At 72.1% G+C, this 24,326-nt stretch carries 19 protein-coding genes and 1 pseudogene; 7 read left to right on the plus strand and 13 right to left on the minus strand.

The window, feature by feature from the left end; all coding sequences use genetic code 11:
- From NQU55_RS32365 to NQU55_RS32380, 4 genes and pseudogenes are all read left to right on the plus strand, one after another.
- Positions 1–288: pseudogene (locus NQU55_RS32365) on the plus strand (2-oxoacid:ferredoxin oxidoreductase subunit beta); the annotation flags it as partial.
- Positions 289–422: 134 nt separating this feature from the next.
- Positions 423–2,399 carry an APC family permease gene (locus NQU55_RS32370; RefSeq protein ID WP_168095982.1) on the plus strand — a complete coding sequence of 659 codons (1,977 nt, stop codon included), beginning with the start codon at positions 423–425 and terminating at the stop codon, positions 2,397–2,399.
- Between the two features lie 85 nt (positions 2,400–2,484).
- The gene (rarD, locus tag NQU55_RS32375) at positions 2,485–3,588 is read left to right on the plus strand and encodes an EamA family transporter RarD (RefSeq protein ID WP_168095981.1); all 1,104 of its coding nucleotides are present in this window, start codon (positions 2,485–2,487) and stop codon (positions 3,586–3,588) included.
- Positions 3,589–3,709: 121 nt separating this feature from the next.
- On the plus strand, positions 3,710–5,077 hold the full coding sequence (locus NQU55_RS32380) for a M28 family metallopeptidase (protein WP_168095980.1): 1,368 nt from the start codon (positions 3,710–3,712) through the stop codon (positions 5,075–5,077).
- A gap of 172 nt (positions 5,078–5,249) precedes the next feature.
- Here the strand turns inward: NQU55_RS32380 and NQU55_RS32385 are convergent, their stop codons facing one another.
- The 6 genes from NQU55_RS32385 to NQU55_RS32410 all read right to left on the minus strand — a co-directional run bounded on the left by NQU55_RS32385 (position 5,250) and on the right by NQU55_RS32410 (position 13,131).
- Positions 5,250–6,146 carry an ABC transporter permease gene (locus tag NQU55_RS32385; protein WP_168095577.1) on the minus strand — a complete coding sequence of 299 codons (897 nt, stop codon included), beginning with the start codon at positions 6,144–6,146 and terminating at the stop codon, positions 5,250–5,252.
- Positions 6,133–7,092, minus strand: a complete 960-nt coding sequence (locus tag NQU55_RS32390; RefSeq protein ID WP_168095576.1) for an ABC transporter ATP-binding protein — start codon at positions 7,090–7,092, stop codon at positions 6,133–6,135. The genes NQU55_RS32385 and NQU55_RS32390 overlap by 14 nt, the downstream gene beginning before the upstream one ends.
- Before the next feature lie 89 nt (positions 7,093–7,181).
- Positions 7,182–8,456, minus strand: coding sequence for a LolA family protein (locus NQU55_RS32395; protein WP_168095575.1), 1,275 nt, complete (start codon positions 8,454–8,456; stop codon positions 7,182–7,184).
- Positions 8,457–8,814: 358 nt separating this feature from the next.
- The gene (locus NQU55_RS32400; protein WP_168095574.1) at positions 8,815–9,825 is read right to left on the minus strand and encodes a polyprenyl synthetase family protein; all 1,011 of its coding nucleotides are present in this window, start codon (positions 9,823–9,825) and stop codon (positions 8,815–8,817) included.
- A 695-nt stretch (positions 9,826–10,520) separates the two neighbouring features.
- Positions 10,521–11,723 (minus strand): FAD-dependent oxidoreductase, encoded by a 1,203-nt coding sequence (locus tag NQU55_RS32405; protein WP_256791649.1) that lies wholly within the window; start codon positions 11,721–11,723, stop codon positions 10,521–10,523.
- A gap of 145 nt (positions 11,724–11,868) precedes the next feature.
- Positions 11,869–13,131, minus strand: coding sequence for a carboxylate--amine ligase (locus tag NQU55_RS32410; protein ID WP_168095464.1), 1,263 nt, complete (start codon positions 13,129–13,131; stop codon positions 11,869–11,871).
- Positions 13,132–13,499: 368 nt separating this feature from the next.
- On the opposite strand from NQU55_RS32410, the gene fahA reads away from it, so the two are divergent.
- The 3 genes from fahA to NQU55_RS32425 all read left to right on the plus strand — a co-directional run bounded on the left by fahA (position 13,500) and on the right by NQU55_RS32425 (position 16,004).
- Positions 13,500–14,693, plus strand: coding sequence for a fumarylacetoacetase (fahA, locus tag NQU55_RS32415; RefSeq protein ID WP_168095465.1), 1,194 nt, complete (start codon positions 13,500–13,502; stop codon positions 14,691–14,693).
- A complete protein-coding gene (locus NQU55_RS32420) occupies positions 14,690–15,385 on the plus strand; it encodes a GOLPH3/VPS74 family protein (protein WP_168095466.1) in 696 nt (231 codons plus the stop codon). Before fahA ends, NQU55_RS32420 begins: the two co-directional genes overlap by 4 nt.
- 94 nt (positions 15,386–15,479) lie before the next feature.
- Positions 15,480–16,004 (plus strand): hypothetical protein, encoded by a 525-nt coding sequence (locus NQU55_RS32425; RefSeq protein ID WP_168095467.1) that lies wholly within the window; start codon positions 15,480–15,482, stop codon positions 16,002–16,004.
- A gap of 70 nt (positions 16,005–16,074) precedes the next feature.
- On the opposite strand, the gene nuoN is transcribed toward NQU55_RS32425, so the two are convergent.
- The 7 genes from nuoN to nuoH are packed head-to-tail and all read right to left on the minus strand — an operon-like array spanning position 16,075 to position 24,319.
- A complete protein-coding gene (gene nuoN, locus NQU55_RS32430) occupies positions 16,075–17,727 on the minus strand; it encodes an NADH-quinone oxidoreductase subunit NuoN (RefSeq protein ID WP_256791651.1) in 1,653 nt (550 codons plus the stop codon).
- On the minus strand, positions 17,724–19,325 hold the full coding sequence (locus tag NQU55_RS32435; protein ID WP_256791652.1) for an NADH-quinone oxidoreductase subunit M: 1,602 nt from the start codon (positions 19,323–19,325) through the stop codon (positions 17,724–17,726). The genes nuoN and NQU55_RS32435 overlap by 4 nt, the downstream gene beginning before the upstream one ends.
- Positions 19,326–19,327: 2 nt before the next feature.
- The gene (nuoL, locus tag NQU55_RS32440; RefSeq protein WP_256791653.1) at positions 19,328–21,223 is read right to left on the minus strand and encodes an NADH-quinone oxidoreductase subunit L; all 1,896 of its coding nucleotides are present in this window, start codon (positions 21,221–21,223) and stop codon (positions 19,328–19,330) included.
- A 12-nt stretch (positions 21,224–21,235) separates the two neighbouring features.
- Positions 21,236–21,535 (minus strand): NADH-quinone oxidoreductase subunit NuoK, encoded by a 300-nt coding sequence (gene nuoK / locus NQU55_RS32445; protein ID WP_058047640.1) that lies wholly within the window; start codon positions 21,533–21,535, stop codon positions 21,236–21,238.
- On the minus strand, positions 21,532–22,392 hold the full coding sequence (locus NQU55_RS32450) for an NADH-quinone oxidoreductase subunit J (RefSeq protein ID WP_168096518.1): 861 nt from the start codon (positions 22,390–22,392) through the stop codon (positions 21,532–21,534). Before NQU55_RS32450 ends, nuoK begins: the two co-directional genes overlap by 4 nt.
- Entirely contained in the window at positions 22,389–23,000 is a 612-nt protein-coding gene (gene nuoI, locus NQU55_RS32455; protein ID WP_168096519.1) for an NADH-quinone oxidoreductase subunit NuoI, read from the minus strand. Before nuoI ends, NQU55_RS32450 begins: the two co-directional genes overlap by 4 nt.
- A 5-nt stretch (positions 23,001–23,005) precedes the next feature.
- On the minus strand, positions 23,006–24,319 hold the full coding sequence (gene nuoH, locus NQU55_RS32460; protein WP_256791661.1) for an NADH-quinone oxidoreductase subunit NuoH: 1,314 nt from the start codon (positions 24,317–24,319) through the stop codon (positions 23,006–23,008).
- Between the last annotated feature and the right edge of the window lie 7 nt (positions 24,320–24,326).

Here is a 24,326-nt window from a genome sequence, read left to right on the forward strand (position 1 = left end):
AACGCGGCCACCGGCGACCTGCAGGTCGTCCAGGTCACGCCGGAGAACGAGGCCGACATCCTCGTCCACGACGCCCACTCCCCGTCCCCCACCACCGCCTTCGCCCTCTCCCGCCTCGCCGACCCCGACACCCTCCACCAGACGCCGATCGGTGTCTTCCGCAGCGTCGAGCGGCCGGTCTACGACACCCAGATGGCCGACCAGCTCGAAGCGGCGATCGAGCAGAAGGGCAAGGGCGACCTGACGGCCCTGCTGGCCGGGAACGACACCTGGACGGTCGTCGGATAGGTCGTCGGATAGGTCGTGGGACAGATCGGCGGAGGTCACCGGACAGGTGAGCCGAGGCGCTCGGACGGGCTGTTTTCCGGCCCGTCCGGGGGCGTCTGACGCTCCCTCCCCCGCCCGCCCGCTCTCATGGGGGCATGGCCGACCCCGATGCCACGCTCTCTCCCCCCATCCGCGACCGGCTCGCCTACCGCGTGAAGTGCCGGCTGCTCGGGCCGCCCCTGGTCACCGAGCAGCTCTCCCAGGAGAAGCTCAGCAACCCCATGGCGCTCGGGGTGCTGGCCTCCGACTGCATCTCCTCCACCGCGTACGGCAGCGAGGAGATGCTGCGCATCCTCGTGCCCGTCGCCGGGGTGGCCGCGTTCACCCTGCTGATGCCGGTGACCGGCGCGATCCTGCTCGTCCTGCTGCTCCTGACGCTCTCCTACCGCGACGTGGTGTCCGTGTACACGCGCGCGGGCGGGTCGTACGTCGTCGCGCGGGAGAACTTCGGGCCGCGCGTCGCCCAGATCGCCGCCGTCGCGCTCCTCGTCGACTACATCGTCACGGTCGCCGTCCAGACCGCGGCCGGCACCGACGCGCTGATCTCCCTGGCCCACCTCGCGGGCAACGGGTACACGGGCCTCGACCACCTCAAGCTGCCCATCACCGCGGCCGTGGTGGTGCTGCTGATGTACGGGAATCTGCGGGGGATCCGCGAGGCGGGGCGGGCGTTCGCGACGCCCGCGTACCTCTTCATGCTCGCCGTCGCACTCATGCTGGTCGTCGGCCTCGTCCGGGCGCTGGACGGCGGGCTCCCGCACACCGACCTGAACGCCCCGGGCGTCGTGCCGCTCGGCCAGGAGGGGAGCGGCTGGCTCTACGGCGCCTCCCTCTTCATGGTGCTGCGCGCCTTCGCCAACGGCGGCTCCTCGCTGACGGGGCTTGAGGCCATCTCCAACGGCGTCTCCGCCTTCCGCACGCCCCAGGGCGTCAACGCGCGGCGGACGCTGACCGTCATGAGCTGCGTCCTCGGCGTCATGGTGCTGGGCGTCTCCACCCTCGCCCACTACACGCACGCCGTCCCCTACGTGGACGGCAACCCGACCGTCATCGCCCAGGAGGCCCACCTCGTCTTCGGCGACGGCTGGGCGGGCACGGCCGGGCTGGTGTTCGTCCAGCTGGCGACCGCGCTCATCCTCTACACCGGCGCCAACACGCCCTTCACCGGCTTCCCCTTCCTCGCCAGCTTCGTCGCCGAGGACCGCTTCCTGCCCCGGAAGCTGATGCGGCGCGGCCACCGGCTGGCGTTCTCCAGCGGGATCATCTCCCTGACCGTCGTCGCCCTGGCGCTGCTGCTGGTCACCGGCGCCAACGTCGACAAACTGGTCGCCCTGTACGCGATCGGCGTCTTCACGGGCTTCACGATGGCCGCGGCCGGGATGACGGCCCACTACTGGCGGCGGCGGGAGGGCGGCTGGAGGACGGGGGTGAACCTCGTGGCGGCCGTGGTGTCGGCCCTGGTCGTCGTGATCTTCGCGATCACGAAGTTCACCGAGGGCGCGTGGCTGGTCGTCGTGGTCTTCCCGATCGGCGTGTGGGCGCTCATCCGCATCAACCGCGAGTACCGCGAGGAGGCCGCGGCCCTGGAGACCATGCCGCCCCTCACCGAAGCCGCCGAGCCGCGCTGGCGGCGGCACCTCGTGTACGTCCTCCTCGACGTGCTCGACCTCGCCGCCGTCAAAGCGCTGCGGTACGCGCACGAGCTGCGGCCGGACGAAGTGCGGGCCGTGCACTTCGTCATCGACGAGGCGCGGGCGCGGCGGCTGGCCGCGCGGTGGGAGGAACTGCCGGGGACGGACGTGCCGCTGGACCTCGTCGACTGCCCGGACCGGCGGCTGCGGCACGCCGTCGCCGCGCTCGCCGCGCGCGACACGGCCGACGGGACGACCGCCCTGACGCTCCTCGTCCCCCGCCGGACGTACGCACGGCCGCTCGCCGCGCTGCTGCACACGGACTCCGGGGACGAGCTGGCGAAGACGTTGCAGCACCTGCCGAACGTGGCGGTGACGGTGGTGCCGTTCGATGTGACCGCGGCGATGGCCCGGCTGCGCGCGTACGCGCCCCACCAGTGAGGCGGGAGCGGCACCGCCGGACACGCCGGTGCCGCTCCCGCCTCGGTTACCTTCGCAAGGTCGCACCATGCCTTGGAGGGGACCCATGTCCGCATCACCACCCGCACCGCCGTCACGCAGTGAACCCCGCAGCGAATCCCGCACCGGCCTCATCTGCAGCGTCGCCGCCTACGGCATCTGGGGGCTCTTCCCCCTCTACTGGCCGCTCCTGGACGCGGCCGGGCCCGTCGAGATCCTGGCGCACCGCATGGTGTGGTCGCTGGCGGCCGTGGTGCTCGTGCTCATAGTGACCCGGCGCTGGGGGTGGATACGCCCGCTGCTGCGGCAGCCCCGCCGGCTGGGCATGATCGCGCTGGGCGCGGCGACGATCTCCGTGAACTGGGGGATCTACATCTGGGGCGTGAATTCCGGGCACGTCGTGGAGACGTCGCTGGGGTACTTCATCAACCCCCTCGTCAGCATCGCCTTCGGCGTGGTGGTCCTGCGGGAGCGGCTGCGGGCCGCGCAGTGGGCGGCGGTCGGCGTCGGCGCGGCCGCGGTCCTCGTGCTGGCGGTGGCCTACGGCAAGCCGCCGTGGATCGCCCTCGCGATCGCGGCGACGTTCGGTACGTACAGCCTGGTCAAGAAGCAGGTGGGCCTGGACGGGGTGGAGTCGCTGGCGGCGGAGACGGCCGTGCAGTTCCTTCCCGCGCTGGGATTCCTGGTGTTCCTGGGGGCGACGGGGCACAGCACGTTCGTGAGCGAGGGCGCGGGGCACACCGCGCTGCTGATGTGCTCGGGGGCGATCACCGCGGTGCCGCTCATCCTGTTCGGCGCGGCGGCGGTGCGGCTGCCGCTGTCGGTGGTGGGGATGGTGCAGTACCTGGCGCCTACGTTCCAGTTCGCCCTGGGGCTGCTGGTGTTCCACGAGGGGATGCCGCCCGAGCGCTGGGCGGGCTTCGCTCTCGTGTGGCTCGCGCTGGCCGTGCTGACGTGGGACGCACTGCGGACGGCGCGCAGGGCGCGGGCCGAGCTGCGGACGGCACGGGCCGCCGCGGCGGCAGCGGGTGCGGCGACGGGTGCCGGGGACACGGCGGGGACGGGCACGACGGCGACGGGTGCGGCGGACACGACCGGCGCCGCCGCCATCGTTAACACAGAAGTCACAACTACCCCACAGGCAACAGAAGTCACAGCTCAGGGCCGGTAAGGACCTTCCGGGACCCGCCCGATATCCGGAAACCGGTGTCCCCTGTCCGAAATCCGCCCTTGACGCTCTTTCGGGGCACCCTCAACATCATGCCCACGTCAAAATGAGTTGGGAGCCCCCCATGCTTGAACTCAGCGGTCCCACCCTGCAGCCCTCACGACCCCGAAGATCCCGCACCGGCGCCCTCCTGGCCACCGGTGCGGCCCTCGCGGCCACCCTGCTCGGCGCGGCCTCCGGCCCGGCCCTGGCGGTTCCCACCGCCGCCACGGCCCGTCCGGTCGCCGCCGCCGGACCCGACATACCCGTCGCCAACGTCAAGGCGCACCTCGCCCAACTGCAGTCCATAGCCACCGCCAACGGCGGCAACCGCGCCCACGGCCGCCCCGGCTACAAGGCGTCGATCGACTACGTGAAGTCCAAGCTGGACGCGGCCGGCTTCACCACCACCGTGCAGCAGTTCACCACCGGCGGCGCCACCGGCTACAACCTCGTCGCCGACTGGCCCGGCGGCGACGCGGACCACGTCGTCTTCGCCGGCGCCCACCTGGACTCCGTCTCCGCCGGACCGGGCATCAACGACAACGGCTCCGGCTCGGCCGGCGTCCTGGAGACCGCGCTCGCCGTGGCCCGCGAGGGCTACAAGCCCGCCAAGCACCTGCGGTTCGGCTGGTGGGGCGCGGAAGAGCTCGGCATGCGCGGTTCGAGCTACTACGTCAACCAGCTCCCGGCCGCAGAGCGCGGGAAGATCGACGCGTACCTCAACTTCGACATGATCGGCTCGCCGAACCCCGGCTACTTCGTCTACGGCTACGACCAGAACCTCAAGGCCCTCTTCGAGAACTGGTTCGCCACGAAGAACATCGCCACCGAGATCGACACCGAGGGCGACGGCCGCTCCGACCACGCCCCCTTCCAGCGGGTCGGCATCCCCGTCGGCGGCCTCTTCAGCGGCGCCGACTACCGCAAGACCGCCGCGCAGGCCCAGAAGTGGGGCGGCACCGCCGGCCAGCCCTTCGACCGCTGCTACCACTCGTCCTGCGACACCTCGGCGAACATCAGCGACAAGGCGCTCGACACCAACACCGACGCCATCGCGAGCGCGGTGTGGACGCTGAGCGGCGGCACCACCAACCCGCCCGGCGGGAAGATCTTCGAGAGCAAGTCGCAGCTCGCCATCCCCGACGGCGGAGCGGCCGTCGAGTCGCCCCTGACGGTCTCCGGCCTCACGGGCAACGCGCCGTCCGCCCTCAAGGCCTCCGTCGACATCAAGCACACCTGGCGCGGCGACCTGGTCGTCGACCTCGTCGGGCCGGGCGGGAAGGCGTACCGGCTGAAGGACTCCAGCGGCAACGACTCCGCGGACGACGTCGTCGCCACGTACACCGTCGACGCCTCCGGGGAGACGGCGAACGGGACGTGGAAGCTGCGCGTCCAGGACATCGCCGCGCAGGACACCGGGCGCATCGACGGCTGGAAGCTCACCTTCTGATCCGGCGCGGCCGGCCGGCGCGGACAGCCGGCCCCGCCGCCCCGGCACGGACCACTGAGGGCACAACCCCGCACGCGGGCCCGGGAGGCCGTCACACGCCTCCCGGGCCCGCACCCCTCACCACGGTCGGCCCGGGCCCGGCACGGCCCCGCACAGGCCTCGCACGGGCCCCTCAGGCCGTGATGTCCTTCGTCGTGAACCGCGCCCACGCCGCCGAGCCGAACACGGCCGCGTACAGGGCCTGCAGACCGAAGTTGTCCAGCAGCTGGTCCCAGTAGACGGGGGCGCGCAGCAGGTCCGCGAAGCTCAGCCAGTAGTGCGGGAAGAGGTACGGCTGGATCGCGTGCAGCTGCGGGAACTGGTCCAGGATCTGCGCCGTGATCAGCAGGCCCACGGTGGTGGCCATCGCCGCGATCCCGCTGCCGGTGAGCGTGGAGACGAACAGCCCGAGCGCCGCGACGCCCACGAGCGAGAGCGCCACGGCCCCCGCGACCGCCAGCGTCCGCAGCAGCCCCTCCCCGAAGGACACCGTCACCCCGCTGATCAGGGTCACGTCCCCCAGCGGGAAGAGCACCGCCCCGACGGCGAGCGCGGAGGCCGCGACCGTCAGCGTCGCCGCGCAGCAGAACGTCAGCGTCGCCGCGTACTTGACGAGCAGCAGCCGGGTGCGGCCCGCGGGCGCGACCAGCAGGTAGCGCAGCGTGCCCGCGCTCGCCTCGCCCGCGACGGAGTCCCCCGCGATCACGCCGACGGCCATCGGCAGGAAGAAGGGCAGCGTCGCGGCCAGCGAGGTGAAGACCAGGAAGAGGCCGTTGTTGGTGACCTGGCTGATGAACGCCGGGCCCGCGCCCCCCTGGCCGGCCGACCCGCCGTCCTGAGTCTCGATCTTCACGGCGATGCCCACCAGCACGGGCACGGCCGCGAGCACGCCCAGCAGCGCGAGCGTGCGCCACCGCCGGAACACCGTCGTCACCTCGCTGCGGAAGAGCGACAACGGCGCCCGCAGCGGGCCGGCAGCACGCCTCTCCGCGGCGGCCGGAGCGGCCGGTACGGCCTCAGCCTGCGACATCGAATCCCTCTCCGGTGAGTGCGACGAAGGCGTCCTCCAGGGAGGCGCGTTCGGTGCCGAAGGAGCGCACGCGGACGCCCGCGCGGACGAGCGCGGCGTTGAGGTCCGCGAGCTCCCGGGCCACGGCGGGCAGTTCGCCGGTGACGCGGTCGTCGTCGACGGTGAGGTCGTTCACGCCCTGTTCCTTGAGAACGCGGACGGCCTCCGCCGTGTCGGGTGTGGTGACGGCCAGCCTGCCGCGCGCCGAGGAGGCCAGTGCGGCGACCGTGCCCTGGGTCAGGAGGCGGCCCTGGGCCATCACGGCGGCGTGGGTGCACACCTGCTCGATCTCGTCGAGCAGGTGCGAGGAGAGGAAGACCGTGGTGCCCTCGGAGGCGAGGCCGCGCACCAGGGTGCGGATCTCGCGCATGCCCTGCGGGTCGAGGCCGTTGGTCGGCTCGTCCAGGACCAGCAGCTCGCGCGGCTGCAGGAGGGCCGCGGCCAGGCCCAGGCGCTGCTTCATGCCCAGGGAGTACGCCCGGGCCTTCTTGCCCGCCGCGGCGACCAGCCCCACCCGGTCCAGGGCGGCGTCCACCCGGGCCTTGCGGGTGCGCGGGTCGGCCGTGGGGTCGGCGGCGTCGTACCGCACGAGGTTCTCGCGGCCGCTGAGGAAGCCGTAGAGGGCGGGCCCCTCGATCAGCGCCCCCACCCGGGGCAGCACGCGCCGCCCGGCCCGCGGCATCTCCTCGCCGAGGACGCGGGCGACGCCGGAGGTCGGCTCGATCAGCCCCATGAGCATCCGGATGGTGGTCGTCTTGCCGGAGCCGTTGGGGCCGAGGAAGCCGAACACGCTGCCGCGCGGCACGACGAGGTCGAGCCGGTCGACGGCGAGCTGCCCGCCCCGATAGCGCTTGGTGAGCGCGTGGGTGGCTATCGCCGGTTCCCCGGCGGCGGACAGCTCCTCCATGGGGCCTCCCTGCCTGCGATCCGCTGTACGTACTGCTTCGCCTTCGCCCCGCGCACCACTTCGCCGGGCGTGCCGCTTCGCCGGGCGTGCTACTTCGACGCGGCCTTGACCAGCGCGTCCTTGGTGACGGCGCCCACGTAGACCTTGCCGTCGTCCGTGACCAGGGCGTTGACCAGGCGAGTGCTGAAGACGTGGCCCGAGCCGAAGGAGCCCGAGACCTTGCTGCCGAGGCCGTCGAGCAGGGCACCGGCCGGACCGGCGTCCTTGCCGCCCTTGGCACCCTTGGCGCCCGCGCCCGGCCCCACGCCCCCGGGCGACCGGAACTCGGCGATCGACGTCCAGCTCTTGCCGATCACGTTCATGCCGGACAGGCCCGACTCGTCCAGGCCCTTCTTCCGGCCGTCCGCACCGGTCTTGCCGCCCTCGGCGCCCTTGCCGTGCTTGTCCTCGGTGACCTCGGCGCCCTTCGGCGGGGTGAAGGCGAAGGTGTCCGCGGCCGGCTTCGAGAAGTCGACCTTGGTGAAGGCCGCCTCGACGACGGCCTTGCCGCCGCCCTTCGGAGCGAGCGTGAACTTCAGCGGCACGCCGTTCTTCGCGTCCACCGCGATGCGCACCGCGCCGACCGTCGACTCGGCCTGCTTGGGCTTGATGACCAGCTGGTAGGCGTCCCGGCCGGCGACCTTGGCCGTGCCGTCCACCGACACCGACGTGGAGTCGTCCACGGCGGCGAGCGTCTTCTTGGCGAGGTCCTGCGGCGAGGCCCCGCGCAGCTCGCCGGGGGCCTCCTTGCCGCCGCCCTCGGCACCCTTGGGGGCCGTCGAGCGGTGGACGGTGTTGCTCTTGCTGTCGTAGGCCCAGACCTGGTCGCCGTTGCGGATCAGGCTGTACTCCGCGGCGCGCTCCACGATCGACAGCCGCTGCTTGTCGGGGCCGTCGGCGGCGACGCGCAGGGTGTGCGTACCGGAGGCGAGCTCGGTGAGCTTGGCCTGCGGCGAGGCGTCCGACCCCGCGCCCTTGCCGGCCTGGCCGTGGCCCGCGCCCTTGCCGCCCGGGCCCTCACCGAGGGAGAGGCCCGCGGGCATCGAGGGGAGGCCGAGGTCGGTCGTGATCTTGACGGTGCCGGACAGCTGCTGCGTGTCCGACTTCGCCATCCTGGCTATGAGGTCCTGCGCGCTGATCTTCGGCAGGTCGGGGTCGCCGCTGCTCGCGAGCGCCGTGCCGATCCCGATCGATGCCGCGGCGACGCCGGCCACCGCGACCGGGACGGCGTAGCGGACGGCCTTGCGGCGGCCCGGTGCCCGCCCGGCGCTTTCCCCGGCGCCGGCCGCCCCGTCGGTGCCGTGGGTCGGTTCGATGCGTGCCATGTCCTCTACCTCCGTCGTCGGCGGCGGTCTCGACGTGTCGTGCACCCGCCACCTCCTGAGCTCATTGTGAGCCCGGCCGCTCGGTGGTGGAGCGGGGAATCCGGGGCTTTTTCCCGGTCTCTTCCCTCGCCTCGAGACACTTCGATTCCACCAGAGGCGGCCTGCCGGGTCATCAGACGACGGGATCAAGTCCGTGTACCCCTCGGGTAGGACATCCCCTACGGGGCGGCCACCCGCGAGGGGGAGGAGGCGCCTGACCTTCGTCGGGCCAACCGGCCCGCGTCGAGGCACCCGACCCTCGTCGGGGCACCCGGCCCTCGTCGGGACATCCGGCCCGCGTCGGGGCACCCGGCCCGCGTCAGCCGGCCCGGTGCACCACGGCGTCGCAGAGGTTCTCCAGGGCCGCCTTGGCGAAGCATTCGGGCAGCGGGGCCAGCACGGACCGCGCCTCCTCGGCGTAGCGCACGGTGTCGCGGCGGGCCTGCTCCAGGGCGGGGTGGGCGCGCAGGCGGCGCAGCACCTCGGCGTGGAGGGCGTCGTCGGCGAGGTCGCCGTCGAGCATCTCGCACAGTTCGAGGTCGGCGGGCGAGCCGGTGGCGGCGGCCCGGGCGCGCAGGTGGAGGACGGGGAGGGTGGCGATGCCCTCGCGCAGGTCGGTGCCGGGGGTCTTGCCGGACTCGTGGGAGTCGCTGGCGATGTCGAGGACGTCATCGGCGAGCTGGAAGGCCATGCCGAGGCGCTCGCCGTAGTGGGTGAGGACGTCGATCGTGCGCTCGTCGGCGCCGGACATCATCGCGCCGTAGCGCCCGGAGACGGCGACCAGCGAGCCGGTCTTGCCGGCGAGGACGTCGAGGTAGTGCTCGATGGGGTCGCGGCCGTCGCGGGGGCCCGCGGTCTCCAGGATCTGACCGGTGACCAGGCGCTCGAACGCCTCGGCCTGGATGCGGACGGCCTCGGGGCCGAGGTCCGCGAGGATCTGGGAGGCACGGGCGAAGAGGAAGTCGCCGGTGAGGACGGCCAGGGAGTTGCCCCAGCGGACGTTGGCGCTGTCCACGCCGCGGCGCTTCTCGGCCTCGTCCATGACGTCGTCGTGGTAGAGGGTGGCCAGGTGCGTGAGCTCGACGACGACGGCGGAGGGGACGACGCCCGGGGCGTAGGGGTCGCCGAACTGGGCGGCGAGCATCACCAGCAGTGGCCGGAAACGCTTGCCCCCGGCGCGCACGAGGTGCTGTGCGGCCTCGGTGATGAAGGGCACGTCGCTCTTGGTGGCCTCGAGGAGTCCCTCCTCGACAGCGGCCAGTCCCGCCTGGACATCGGCTTCAAGAGCCTGGTCCCGCACGCTCAGCCCGAAAGGCCCGACGACGGTCACGAGGGGTACTCCTGTCTGCCTGCGAACACGGGGTTTGTCGATGTGTCGCTGTCTCCACCGAAAGTCAGCGTATCCGGTCGGCTGTGGATCACCGTGGCCGCCCGTCCGGGTTGCGCTGTCCCGGGCCCTTCACGGACCCTCTCCCCGGCCGGTGTCCGGCGTCCTTCGCGACCCGACACGCGTGCTGGTGTGCGATGTGGGTGCGACGTGACATGTGCCCCGCGCGGCCCTTGGTCACCCCGCGGGCGGCCCTGCCGGGCAGGCCTGATCTCGTGGGTTTCGGCCACTCGGCGGGACGGCCCGCCGCGCCTCGGGTCTCGCCACGGGCCGGTACGGCACCGCCGGTCACGCCCACGGCGGTTGCCCTCTCCTGCGGCTACCCCTGGGGGGCCCGGGCGGCGGAGTTCCCTCCTGCCGGCAGCCTGCCGTTCTCTTCCCTCCGCCGCGGCGGGCAACCACCGGCCGGGCGTCCGGCGGTGCCGTACCGGCTCGCGGCGGACCCCTCGGAGCGGCCTGCCGCCCCGGCGCACCCGCCCCGGGGCAGGCCGGAGGCGGGCGGCACCGCCCCGCGACCCTCCCGGGGCCGGGAGGCGGTGCCCGCCCACTGCCCTACCCCTACGGGCTACGGCAGTACTAGGGGTTACGGCAGTACTCCGGGTTACGGCATGCGCCCCGGGGCGCGGCGGCACCCGGGGTTACGGCAGCACCCCCACCGCACGCGCCAGCCGCGGCGAGGCGTACTCCGTACCGCAGACGAACCGCATGACCGGGCCGTAGCTGGCCGCGGCCGGCAGGCCCGTGAAGAACAGCCCCGGTACCGAGGAGCGGTAGCCGGGGCCGAGCCGGGGGCCGCCCGCGCCGACGGCGAGCCTGGTGCGCAGGCCGTGGCCGAGGAAGTCCATGGCCGCGAGGTCGACCCGGTAGCCCGTCGCCGCGATGACGTGGTCGGCGGCGAGCTCCCCCGCGCCCGAGCCGTCCGGGGCGGCGAGGCCGAGGACGGGGCGGCCCTCCTCGATGCGGGCCGAGGTGATCCGCTTGCCCTCCGAGACGTGGACCCGGCCGATGAAGCGCTCGCGCAGCCACCAGGCGCCGAGCGGGCCGAGCACGCGCTGCACGAGGAACCGCCGGGCGGGCGGCGGAAGATGGCGGAAACCATCGGCGTGGTACGAGAACGCGTAGAGCGACCAGGCCCGGCCGAAGGGGGTGTCGGGCTTCAGCCGCGGCTGGCCGTCCGGCGCCGCGCCGAAGCGGACGGCACCCTTTCGGCGGGCGACCACCCGGACCGACGCCGCCCCGGCGTCCGCCAGCAGCACCGCCGTCTCCAGCGCCGACTGCCCGGCGCCGATGACGACCACCTCGCGCCCGGCGAACCGCGACAGGTCGCGGTGCTGGGAGCTGTGCGAGATCGGCCCCGAGACGGACGGGCCGTCGGGGACGGCCGCGGCCAGCTCGGGCGGCAGCTGCTCCAGCCCGCTCAGCCCCGTGGCGATCACCACGGCGCGGGCGGCGAACTGCTCCCCCGAGTCCAGCTTCAGCTCGAAGTCCGCGGCGCGCCGGTCCACGGACACCACGCGCACCTGCTCCAGCTCCGGCACCAGGCGCTCCTGGAACCACAGGCCGTAGCGCGAGAACGTCTCGACCGGGATGGTGTCCCAGTCCGACTCGAAGCGCCGCTCGCCGGTCTCCCGGCAGAAGTCGAGCAGGGTGTGGCCCGGCTGCGGCGCGTCGATGCTCGACGCCGAGGGGGTGGATTTCAGGATCATCCCGGCGGGCATGTGCTCGCGCCAGCTCACCATCGGCGAGCCGAAGACGCGGGTCGCTATCCCACGGGCCCGCAGGTGGGCGGCGGTCGACAGACCGTACGGGCCGGCCCCGATGACTGCTACGGGAAGTGTCACGAGTCCCCTCCCAGGGCGTTACTCGCTATGCATGACCGGTAATCGTTGATGGCGGCGGACACTCGGCGACGGGTATTCGTCAGCGGCTGTTCGGCTGTTCAGTTGTTCGACAGCGGTCATTCGGCGACGGCTGTCCGGCGGCGGGCTATCCGGCGGCGGACGCGGTGGCGCGCCTGGAGCGCCACATCTGCCACAGGTGCCGCACGCCCGGTCGTACGAACCGGGCGAGCATGGTGAAGAAGGGCTTCATGTCGTCGCGCGCGAACCACGCCAGCTCCGTGCCGGTGGGGCGCGACGGTGCGTGCGGGGTGCTGTAGCCACTGCGGCGGTAGGCGGCGAGGGCGGGCAGGTCGATGTTCTCCACGATGAACCGGCGCCCGGCGGGCTGCTCCCCCTCCGGGACCCTGCGCCCGGTCAGGTCCAGGTGCAGGGCCCGCACGACGTCGACGCCGGCCTCGCTCTCGAAGAGCCGGAACTGCGCGCCCATGCGGGGATTGAAGTCCAGCAGCTTGTACCGGCCGTCGCGGCGGTCGAAGCGCCAGTCCAGGTCGACGATCCCGCAGAAGCCGATCTGCTTGATGAACTGGGCCGTCATGTCGGCCAGTTCGGGATTGTCCACGACGTAAGCGTTGGCGGTCATGCCCGCGTGCGGCGGCCACGAGCGCACCTTCACGCCCGTGAACATCGCGAGCGGGGTGCACTCCGCGTCGAAGTAGGCGTGCACGATCCAGTCCTCGGCCTGCTCGCGGGGCAGGTACTCCTGGAGGATCACGCCCGGGGACGGGCCCCAGCCGCGCGCCAGCTGCAGCAGCTCGCGCGGCCCGCGGATGCGGGTGGTGCCGTGCACGGCGGGCTTGCGGCGGCGCTCGAACGCCTCCCTGTTCTTGGCGACGAGGGGGAAGCGGGCGCGCTCCGCGAACTCCTCGATCTCCTCGAACGACGCCGGGAACAGGGCCTCCGGGGACGGCACCCCGTGCTCCACGCACAGCTCGTGCAGCCCCTGCTTGCTCGCCAGCCTGCGCGGCAGCTCCGGCTCCACGGGTGGGAAGAGGAAGCTGCCGGAGAGCTCCCCGGCGTGCTCGGCGATGAGCACCGCGGCCTCTTCGTCGGTGGGCACCAGGACCGCGGGGCGGCCGATCTCGCGGCCGATCCGCAGCAGGCCCTCGACCAGCTCCGCCGGCCGCTCGGTGCCCGTGGTGCGCCAGACGAAGCCGCCGCGCAGATAGCGCGAGACGGCGGCGGGGGTCCAGCGGTCCTCCGTGACGGCGTACATGGGGATGCCGAGTCTGCCGAGGCTGCGGATCGCGCCCACCCCGCCGTGGTGCAGGGGATAGTCACCGATCTTCACGATCAGCCCTGGAACGGACCGGTCCGCCGCGATGGGCGTGCTCCTGCTCGCCACCAGCATCCCCCTCGGCCCCTCAGCCGCAGCGGCCCCCCACTGTGCCTGGCCCGATTAAGGACGCTACTTCGGAATCGCCGCTTCCAGCAAGGAATTACCGGATATTGCGCGCTCTTTAGCCGGAGCTCGGACAGTGGTTCGGACGATCGGCGGGCAGCCGTTCGGAACGCGCCCGGAGGACCGCCCGCACGGCCCTCCGCACGGCGCTCCGGGCAGCCCTGCGGACCCGCCCCGGGCGCACGGCGGGAGCCCGCCGCGAGACCCCCTCCTGACACCCCTTGCCTGCCGGCCACCAGCACGTAATGTGGGGCCGCGGGCCCCGGCGGGGCCCACCGGCTTCCCGGAGCGTCCAGGAGAGAGCGAGGCAGCGTCCCATGCCCCAGCACAGCCCCCGCGAGCTTGCCGAAGGCGACCCCTTCGGAGCGGACACCCTCCCGTACGGCGTCTTCACGACCGCCGACGCCCCGGACCGCCCCCGCATCGGCGTCCGCTACGGAGACTCCGTCCTCGACGCGGCGGCCGCGGCGGCGGCCCACGGCTCCGCGCACGCCGCCCTGCTGGAGCAGCCCACGCTCAACCCCCTCCTGGCAGCCGGCCGGGCCGTCTGGCAGGCCGTGCGCGCCGAGGTCCGCACCTGGCTGGCCGACGGGCCCTTCCACCCGCTCGCCGACGTGACGCTGCACCTGCCCTTCCAGGTCGCCGACTACGTCGACTTCTACTCCAGCGAGCACCACGCCACCAACGTCGGCCGCATCTTCCGCCCCGACGGCGAGCCCCTCACGCCGAACTGGAAGCACCTGCCGATCGGTTACCACGGCCGCGCCGGCACCGTCGTCGTCAGCGGCACCGACGTCGTACGTCCCCAGGGCCAGCGCAAGGCGCCCGCCGACGCGCTCCCCTCCTTCGGCCCCTCGCGCCGCCTCGACATCGAGGCCGAGGTCGGCTTCGTCGTCGGCACCCCCGCCGGCGCGCCCGTGGGCCTCGCGGACTTCCGCGAGCACGTCTTCGGCGTCTGCCTCGTCAACGACTGGTCCGCGCGCGACCTGCAGGCCTGGGAGTACGTCCCCCTCGGCCCGTTCCTCGGCAAGTCCTTCGCCACCTCCGTCTCGGCCTGGATCACCCCCCTCGACGCCTTCGACGAGGCCCGCACGGCGCCGCCGGAGCGCACCCACCCGCTCCTGCCCTACCTCGACGACTCCGCGGCCGAGCCCGGCGGCATCGACCTGAGCATCGAGGTGACGGTCAACGGCGCGACGGTCTCCCGGCCGCCGTTCTCCGCCATGTACTGGACCGCCGCCCAGCAGCTCGCGCACATGACGGTCAACGGCGCGACGCTGCGCACCGGCGACCTCTTCGCCTCCGGCACGGTCAGCGGCCCCGAGCCCGACCAGCTCGGCTGCCTCCTCGAACTCACCGCCGGCAAGGGCCCGTGGCTGGAGGACGGCGACGAGGTCACCCTCACGGCCTGGGCGCCCGGCCCGGACGGCTCCCGGATCGGCCTCGGCGAGGTCACCGGCCGCATCCTCCCCGCCCGCGACGTCCCCGCCCACGGCACCGCCACGCCATGACCCCCGACGCCCCGCGCCCCACGCTCGCCGAGGAACTCCTGCTGCTCTGCTTCGACCCGGACAGCGGCCGCAAGCTGATGCGCGCCGGCCACTCCTCGGCGTACGGCGTGGCCGGGGCTGCGCTGGCCGAACTGCGGCTGGCCGGGCGGGTCGTGGAGGAGCACGGCCGGGTGCGGGTGACGAACCCGCTGCCGCCACCGGACGACCCGCTGCTGGCCGCGGCGCTGGAGAGCCTGGCGCAGCCCGGCAAGGACGCGAAGCGCGGCGGGCCGCGCACGGCCCGCTGGGTGCGGAGCGCGTCCGGGCGCCTCGAAGAGGCCTGGCTGGCCCGGCTGGCGGAGAGCGGTGCGGTGCGTGTGGAGACCCGCCGGTTCCTCGGCCTCTTCCCGTACCGGCACGCTTCCGTGGGCCCGGTGGATCTGACGACGGCGGCGCGGAGGCGCTTCGAGCTGGCCCGGCGCGGCGGGTTCGCCGATCCGCGCGCCCGCGCGCTGGCCGCGCTGGCGTCCGCCATCGGCATATCGGGGTCGCTCTGCCCCGGCTGGGGACGCCGGCCCGAGCGGCAGGCCATGCGCCGGCTCGTCCGTACGGACTGGGCGGCGCGGGCCGTGCACAAGAATGTGATGAGCGACAACGCGGACGGCGGTGGCGGAGCCGCCGACGGAGGGGGCGGGGGCGACGGCGGCGGGTGATCCCCTCCGCAACCCCCGCCGCCGGGTGAGGACTTCAGGACGGCCGGAGCAGGGCTGCTAATTTGTCGTGTCCATAACCACTCGGAGGAGACACGTGCGCAAGGCAGTACAGATCACGGGGGCGGCGCTCTGCGCCGCTGTGCTGATGACCGGTTGCAGCAGCGAGAGCGACGGCGGCAAGAAGGACGACAAGCCGGCCGGCGGTGCCACCCCGGCCTCCCAGGCCCCGGCCGAGCAGCCGTCGGCGCCCCCCGCCGACGCCAAGCGCGCGACCGCGGCCGAGCTCGCGGGCGGCTGGTCCAACAGCGGCAAGCTCACCGACAAGAGCCTCGTCATCCTGTCGTTCGCCCAGGACAAGGTGATGCTCAGCGGCAAGACCGCCTGCTCGGGCACGCTCGTCGACAACTCCCAGCCCGCGACGATCACCATCAAACACTGCCAGGACGGCAGCACGGACTACAGCACGGGCACCATCAAGGACTTCGACGGCAAGTCCTTCACCGTGGCCTGGGCCTCCGGCAAGCAGGACAAGATGACCAAGGCCGTGGGCGGCGACGGCAAGCCGGCGGGCCTCCCGGGCGGCCTCCCGGGCGGCCTGCCCACGAAGCCGGCGAGCTGACTCCGCACACGGCCCGGCCCCTGACCCTCGGAAGGGTCAGGGGCCGGGCCGTGAGCCGTGAGCCCTACGGCTACCGCACGAACACCCCTGCCTGGCCGGCCAGATCCAGGAAGTACTGGGGCGCCACGCCGAGAACGAGCGTGACCGCGACGCCGATCGCGATGGCCGACGACGTCAGCGGACTCGGCACCGCCACCGTCGGCCCGTCCGCCTTCGGCTCGCTGAAGAACATCAGCACGATCACCCGGACGTAGAAGAACGCGGCGATCGCCGAGGACACCACACCGACGATGACCAGCGCCGCGGCCCCGCCCTGCGCCGCCGCCTTGAACACGGCGAACTTGCCCGCGAAGCCGCTCGTCAGCGGAATGCCGGCGAACGCCAGCAGGAAGACCGCGAAGGTGGCGGCGGTCAGCGGCGAACGGCGGCCGAGCCCCGCCCACTTGGACAGGTGCGTGGCCTCCCCGCCCGCGTCGCGCACGAGCGTCACGACCGCGAAGGCGCCGAGGGTGACGAAGGAGTACGCGCCCAGGTAGAACAGCACGGACGACACGCCGTCGGGGGTCGTCGCGATGACGCCCGCGAGGATGAAGCCCGCGTGCGCGATGGAGGAGTAGGCCAGCAGCCGCTTCACGTCGGTCTGCGTGACGGCCACGATCGCGCCGACCAGCATCGTGATGATCGCGACGCCCCACATCACCGGCCGCCAGTCCCAGCGCAGCCCCGGCAGGACCACGTACAGCAGCCGCAGCAGCGCGCCGAAGCCGGCGACCTTGGTGGCCGCGGCCATGAAGCCCGTGACGGGTGTGGGGGCGCCCTGATAGACGTCCGGCGTCCACATGTGGAAGGGCACCGCACCGACCTTGAACAGCAGGCCCATCAGCACGAGCGCGCCACCGATCAGCAGCAGGGCGTCGTTGCCGGTGGTGGCGGCGAGGGCCGGGTCGAGCGTCCGCACGGAGCCGTTCACGACGTCGGCGATGCCGGAGTAGGTGACGGTGCCGGCGTAGCCGTAGAGCAGGGCCACGCCGAACAGCAGGAAGGCCGAGGAGAAGGCGCCGAGCAGGAAGTACTTCACGGCCGACTCCTGCGACAGCAGCCGCTTGCGGCGGGCCAGCGCGCACAGGATGTACAGCGGGAGGGAGAAGACCTCCAGCGCGACGAAGAGCGTCAGCAGGTCGTCCGCGGCGGGGAAGACGAGCATGCCGCCCACCGCGAAGAGCACGAGTGGGAAGACCTCGGTGGTGGTGAAGCCGGCCTTCACCGCGTCCTGCTCGGCCTTGCCGCCGGGCACGGCCGCGCCCTGGGCGGCGAAGGAGTCGACGGGCTTGCCGTGCGCCTCCGGGTCCAGGCGCCGCTCGGCGAAGGTGAACACGGCCACCAGGGAGACGAGGAGAATGGTCCCCTGCAGGAACAGCGCCGGGCCGTCGACGGCGACGGCGCCCATGGCCGCGGCGTGCGCCTTGCCGGTGGCGTAGCCTCCGGCGGCCAGGGCGACGACGGCGGCGAAGGCCGCGGCCAGCGCGACGCAGGACAGCAGCAGTTGCGCGTGGTAGCGGGCGCGCCGCGGGAGGAAGGCCTCCACGAGGATGCCGAGCACCGCGGCGCCGAGCACGATCAGCGTCGGCGAGAGCTGGGCGTACTCGATGTGCGGCGCCGGGATCTTCTGCGGCGCGGCGGCCGACATCGTCCACAGGCTGTGGACGGATGCTGCGTGGCTCACTTCGCGGCCTCCACATCGTTCACGTCGGGCTGGGGGTCGGCCTCGTGCACCTGCGACATCGTGTGCCGGACGGCCGGGTCGAGGATCTCGGTCACCGGCTTGGGATAGACGCCGAGGAAGAGCAGCAGGGCGATCAGCGGGGTGACGACGACCAGCTCGCGCGCCCTGAGGTCGGGCATGCCCCGCACCTCCTCCTTCACCGGCCCGGTCATGGTGCGCTGGTAGAGCACGAGGACGTAGAGGGCGGCGAGCACGATGCCGAGGGTGGCCACCACACCGGCGGCCGGATAGCGGCTGAACGTGCCGACGAGGACCAGGAATTCGGAGACGAACGGCGCGAGGCCCGGCAGCGACAGCGTCGCCAGACCGCCGACGAGGAAGGTGCCGGCGAGGACCGGGGCGACCTTCTGCACGCCGCCGTAGTCCGCGATGAGCCGCGAGCCGCGGCGGGAGATCAGGAAGCCGGCGACGAGCATCAGCGCGGCCGTGGAGATGCCGTGGTTGACCATGTACAGCGTCGCGCCGCTCTGGCCCTGGCTGGTCATCGCGAAGATGCCGAGCACGATGAAGCCGAAGTGGGAGATCGAGGCGTAGGCGACCAGCCGCTTGATGTCGCGCTGCCCGACCGCGAGCAGCGCCCCGTACAGGATGCTGATCAGCGACAGGACGACGATGACGGGAGTGGCCCACTTGGAGGCCTCCGGGAAGAGCTGGAGGCAGAAGCGGAGCATCGCGAAGGTGCCGACCTTGTCGACCACGGCGGTGATCAGCACGGCGACGGGAGCGGTGGCCTCGCCCATGGCGTTGGGCAGCCAGGTGTGCAGCGGCCACAGCGGGGCCTTCACGGCGAAGGCGAAGAAGAAGCCCAGGAACAGGGCCCGTTCGGTGGTGGTCGCGAGGTCCAGCTTGCCGGCGGCGCGCGCCTGGACGATCTCCTGGAGGGAGAAGGTGCCGGTGCCGAGCTGGTCGGCGGTGACCGCGTACAGCCCGATGACGGCGGCCAGCATGATCAGCCCGCCGACGAGGTTGTAGAGGAGGAACTTCACCGCGGCGTACGAGCGCTGGGCGGCGGCGTCCCCCTCGGTGCGCTCGCCCGCGCGGTCCCCGAAGCCGCCGATGAGGAAGTACATCGGGATGAGCATGGCTTCGAAGAAGATGTAGAAGAGGAAGACGTCGGTGGCCTCGAAGGAGATCACCACCATCGCCTCGACCATGAGGATCAGCGCGAAGAAGCCCTGGGTGGGGCGCCAGCGGGACGATCCACTCTCCTGCGGGTCGGCGTCGTGCCAGCCGGCCAGCATGATGAAGGGGATCAGCAGCGCGGCCAGGGCGATCAGGACGACCGCGATGCCGTCCACGCCCAGCTCGTAGCGGACCCCGAAGTCCTTGATCCAGGCGTGCGACTCGGTGAGCTGGAAGGGCCCCTTCGCGTCGGGGTCGAAGCGCACGAGCTGCACGGCCGCCAGGACGAGCGTCGCCAGCGAGAAGGCGAGCGCGAGCCACTTGGCGGCGGTGCGGCGCCCGGCCGGCACGGCCGCGGTGGCGACCGCGCCGACCGCGGGAACCGCGGCCGTGAGCGTCAGCAGGGGAAAGGACATGGCTAAACCGCCCTCATCAGCAGGGTGGCGGCGATGAGCACCGCCGCACCGCCGAACATCGAGACCGCGTACGAACGGGCGTAGCCGTTCTGCAGTTTGCGCATCCGGCCCGACAGGCCGCCCACGGAGGCGGCGGTGCCGTTGACGACGCCGTCGACCAGGGAGTGGTCGACGTAGACCAGGCTGCGGGTGAGGTGCTCGCCCCCGCGGACCAGCACGACGTGGTTGAAGTCGTCCTGCAGGAGGTCGCGCCGGGCGGCCCGGGTGAGCAGGCTGCCGCGGGGGGCCGTGACGGGGACGGGCCGGCGCCCGTACTGCGCCCAGGCGATCGCCACGCCGATCACGAGCACGACCATGGTGGCCGCGGTGACGGTCAGGGCGCTGACGGGCGAGTGCCCCTCCGCGTGCCCGGTGACCGGCTCCAGCCACTTCAGGAAGGTGTCGTTGATGCTGAACAGGCCGCCGGCGAAGACCGATCCGAAGGCCAGGACGACCATCGGGATCGTCATGGTGCGCGGCGACTCGTGGGGGTGCGGCAGCTCGCCCTGTGCGTCGGGCTGCCAGCGCTTCTCGCCGAAGAAGGTCATGAGCATCACGCGGGTCATGTAGTACGCGGTGATGGCCGCGCCGAGCAGGGCCGCGCCGCCCAGGATCCAGCCCTCGGTGCCGCCCTTGGCGAAGGCGGCCTCGATGATCTTGTCCTTGGAGAAGAAGCCGGACAGCCCGGGGAAGCCGATGATGGCGAGGTAGCCGAGGCCGAAGGTGACGAACGTGACCGGCATGTACGTCCGCAGGCCGCCGTAGCGGCGCATGTCGACCTCGTCGTTCATGCCGTGCATGACGGAGCCGGCGCCGAGGAAGAGACCGGCCTTGAAGAAGCCGTGCGTCACCAGGTGCATGATCGCGAAGACGTATCCGATCGGTCCCAGCCCGGCGGCCAGGATCATGTACCCGATCTGGGACATGGTGGAGCCGGCCAGGGCCTTCTTGATGTCGTCCTTCGCGCAACCGACGATCGCACCGAAGAGGAGCGTGACCGCGCCGACCGTGACCACCGCGGTCTGGGCGTCCGGCGCGGCGTTGAAGATTGCGCCGGAGCGGGTGATCAGATAGACGCCGGCGGTCACCATCGTGGCCGCGTGGATGAGGGCCGAGACCGGCGTCGGGCCCTCCATCGCGTCCCCGAGCCAGGACTGCAGCGGCACCTGGGCGGACTTGCCGCAGGCGGCGAGCAGCAGCATCAGCCCGACGGCCGTCAGCTTGCCCTCGCCCGCCTCCGTGGCCCGCTCCAGGACGGGGCCGAACGCGAAGGTGCCGAACGTGGTGAACATCAGCATGATCGCGATCGACAGGCCCATGTCGCCGACGCGGTTGACGAGGAACGCCTTCTTGGCGGCGGTGGCCGCACTCGGCTTGTGCTGCCAGAAGCCGATGAGCAGGTACGAGGCGAGGCCGACGCCCTCCCAGCCCACGTACAGCAGGAGGTAGTTGTCCGCGACGACGAGCAGGAGCATCGCGGCGAGGAAGAGGTTGAGATAGCCGAAGAAGCGCCGCCGCCGCTCGTCGTGCGCCATGTAGCCCACCGAGTAGAGGTGGATGAGCGTGCCCACGCCCGTGATCAGCAGGACGAAGGTCATCGACAGCTGGTCGAGGTGGAAGCCGACGTCCGCGCGGAAGCCGCCGACGGGCACCCAGCTGAAGGCCGTGGCGTCCAGCGTGCGGTCGTCGGCGTCGCGGCCGAGCAGCGCGGCGAAGAGCACCACGCCGATCGCGAAGGACACCGCCGCGAACAGCGTGCCGATCCAGGGCCCGCCGCGGTCGAGCCTGCGCCCGCCGCACAGCAGCACGGCCGCGCCCAGCAGCGGTGCCACGACGAGCAATCCGATGAGGTTCTCCACGTCAGCGTCCCCTTACAGCTTCAGCAGGCCGGCGTCGTCCACCGAGGCCGAGTGCCGGGAGCGGAAGATCGTCACGATGATGGCGAGGCCCACCACGACCTCGGCCGCGGCCACGACCATCGTGAAGAAGGCGATGATCTGGCCGTCGAGATTGCCGTGCAGCCGGGAGAAGGTGACGAAGGCCAGGTTGCAGGCGTTCAGCATCAGCTCGACGCACATGAAGATGACGATCGCGTTCCGCCGGATGAGCACGCCGGCCGCCCCGATGGTGAACAGGAGGGCCGCCAGGTAGAGGTAGTTGACCGGGTTCACTTACTCGCCCCCTTCGCGCCTGCGTCCTCGCTGCGGCCGCGCTCCTGCCAGTCGCCCGAGCGCTGTTCCAGGGCCGCCAGGTCCTCCAGGGCCTCGCCCGAGACGTCACGGACCTGGCCGCGGGCCCGCAGGGTGGGGCTGACGGTGAGGTCGGACGTGGTGCCGTCCGGGAGGAGGCCCGGGATGTCGACGGCGTTGTGCCGGGCGTAGACGCCCGGGGCGGGGAGCGGGGTGATCTGCTTGCCCTCGCGGACGCGCCGCTCGGCGAGCTCGCGCTGGGTGGCGGCGCGCTCGGTGCGCTCGCGGTGGGTGAGCACCATCGCGCCGACGGCCGCGGTGATCAGCAGGGCGCCGGTGATCTCGAACGCGAAGACGTACTTGGTGAAGAGGAGGGCGGCGAGGCCCTCCACGTTGCCCCCGGCGTTGGCCCGGCCGATGCCGTTGAACTCCTTCAGGGAGGCGTTGGCGATGCCGGCCATGAGGAGGATGCCGAAGCCGAGCGCGCACAGGGCGGCGAGCCACCGCTGGCCCTTGATGGTCTCCTTGAGGGAGTCGGCGGCGGTGACGCCCACGAGCATGACGACGAAGAGGAACAGCATCATGATCGCGCCGGTGTAGACGACGATCTGGACGACGCCCAGGAAGTAGGCGCCGTTGGCGAGGTAGAACACCGCCAGGACGATCATGGTGCCGGCCAGCGAGAGGGCGCTGTGCACGGCCTTCTTCATGAAGACGGCGCCCAGCGCCCCGAGGACGGCGACGACCGCCAGGATCCAGAACTGGACCGCCTCGCCCGTCGAGGTGGTGGAGGCGGCCGAGGCGGCCAGGGAGGAGACGACCGGAGAAGGGGCGTTCATGCGTCGGCCCCTTCCTCGTCGGGCTTCTCTCCCTTGGTGACCGCGACCTGGCGGACGGTGCCGGGTGCGGCCTCCGTCACCAGGCCGCGGTAGTAGTCCTGTTCGGTCATGCCGGGGAAGATCGCGTGCGGGCTGTCGACCATGCCCTCCTCCAGGCCGGCCAGGAGCTCCTCTTTTGTATAGATGAGCGACTCGCGGCTGCTGTCGGCCAGTTCGTACTCGTTGGTCATGGTGAGGGCGCGGGTCGGGCACGCCTCGACGCACAGGCCGCACAGGATGCAGCGGAGGTAGTTGATCTGGTAGACGCGGCCGTAGCGCTCGCCCGGCGAATAGCGCTCCTCGTCCTTGTTGTCCGCGCCCTCCACGTAGATGGCGTCGGCGGGGCAGGCCCAGGCGCACAGCTCGCAGCCGATGCACTTCTCCAGGCCGTCCGGGTGCCGGTTGAGCTGGTGGCGGCCGTGGAAGCGGGGGGCCGTGGGCTTCTTGTACTCCGGGTACTGCTCGGTCAGCCGCTTCTTGAACATGGCCTTGAAGGTCACGCCGAAGCCGGCCACGGGATTGCGGGGGGTGTCGCGGGGATCATCGCCCCGCGCGGGTTCGGTAGCCACTGCCGTCAGCCCTCCTTTCCGTCACGCACAGTATCGGGCCCGCCACTGACAATGAGGTCTCCGTCACGGCGCGGCCTGCGGCGCGGCACCGGCGGAAGGGTCTGCCCGGGCAGCGGCGGCACGGGGAACCCGCCGCCCGTCGGGTCGAACTCCCGCTCCGGCGCGGCCTCTCCGTCGCCCTGGCCGCGCTCGCCCTTGCGGAAGATGTCCGCCACGAAGGAGAGCAGCAGGACCGCGACGACGGCGCCGCCGACGTACAGCACGATCTGCTGGAAGTCGTAGTTCTCGTTCCGCAGGGCCCGCACCGAGGCGACGAGCATCAGCCACACCATCGAGACCGGGATGAGGACCTTCCACCCCAGCTTCATGAACTGGTCGTAGCGCAGCCGCGGCAGCGTCCCGCGCAGCCAGATGAAGAAGAACAGCAGCAGCTGCAGCTTGATCACGAACCACAGCAGCGGCCACCACCCGTGGTTCGCGCCCTCCCAGAACGCCGAGACCGGGTACGGGGCCCGCCAGCCGCCGAGGAACAGCGTCACCGCCACCGCCGAGACGGTGACCATGTTGACGTACTCGGCCAGCATGAACATCGCGAACTTGATGGAGGAGTACTCGGTGTTGAAGCCGCCGACCAGGTCGCCCTCGGACTCCGGCAGGTCGAACGGCGCCCGGTTGGTCTCCCCCACCATCGCCACGATGTAGACCAGGAAGGACACCGGCAGCAGCAGCACGTACCAGCGGTCGTGCTGGGCCTCCACGATCGCCGAGGTCGACATCGACCCCGAGTAGAGGAAGACGGCCGCGAAGGAGACGCCCATCGCGATCTCGTAGGAGATCATCTGCGCGCACGAGCGCAGGCCGCCGAGCAGCGGGTACGTCGAGCCGGACGACCAGCCCGCGAGCACGATGCCGTAGATGCCCACCGAGGCCGTGGCGAGGATGTAGAGCACGCCGATCGGCAGGTCCGTGAGCTGCATCGTGGTGCGGTGCCCGAAGACCGAGATCTCGTTGCCGGCCGGGCCGAAGGGGATCACGGCGATCGCCATGAACGCGGGCACGGCCGCCACGACCGGGGCGAGCAGGTAGACCGCCTTGTCCGCCCGCTTGACGATCACGTCCTCTTTCAGCATCAGCTTGATGCCGTCCGCGAGGGACTGCAGCATGCCCCACGGGCCGTGCCGGTTGGGGCCGATGCGCAGCTGCATCCACGCGACGACCTTGCGTTCCCAGACGATCGAGAACAGCACGGTCAGCATGACGAACGCGAAGCAGAAGACCGCCTTGACGACGACCAGCCACCACGGGTCCCGGCCGAACATCGACAGG

Source organism: Streptomyces telluris (assembly GCF_024519335.1).
GTDB lineage: Bacteria > Actinomycetota > Actinomycetes > Streptomycetales > Streptomycetaceae > Streptomyces > Streptomyces telluris.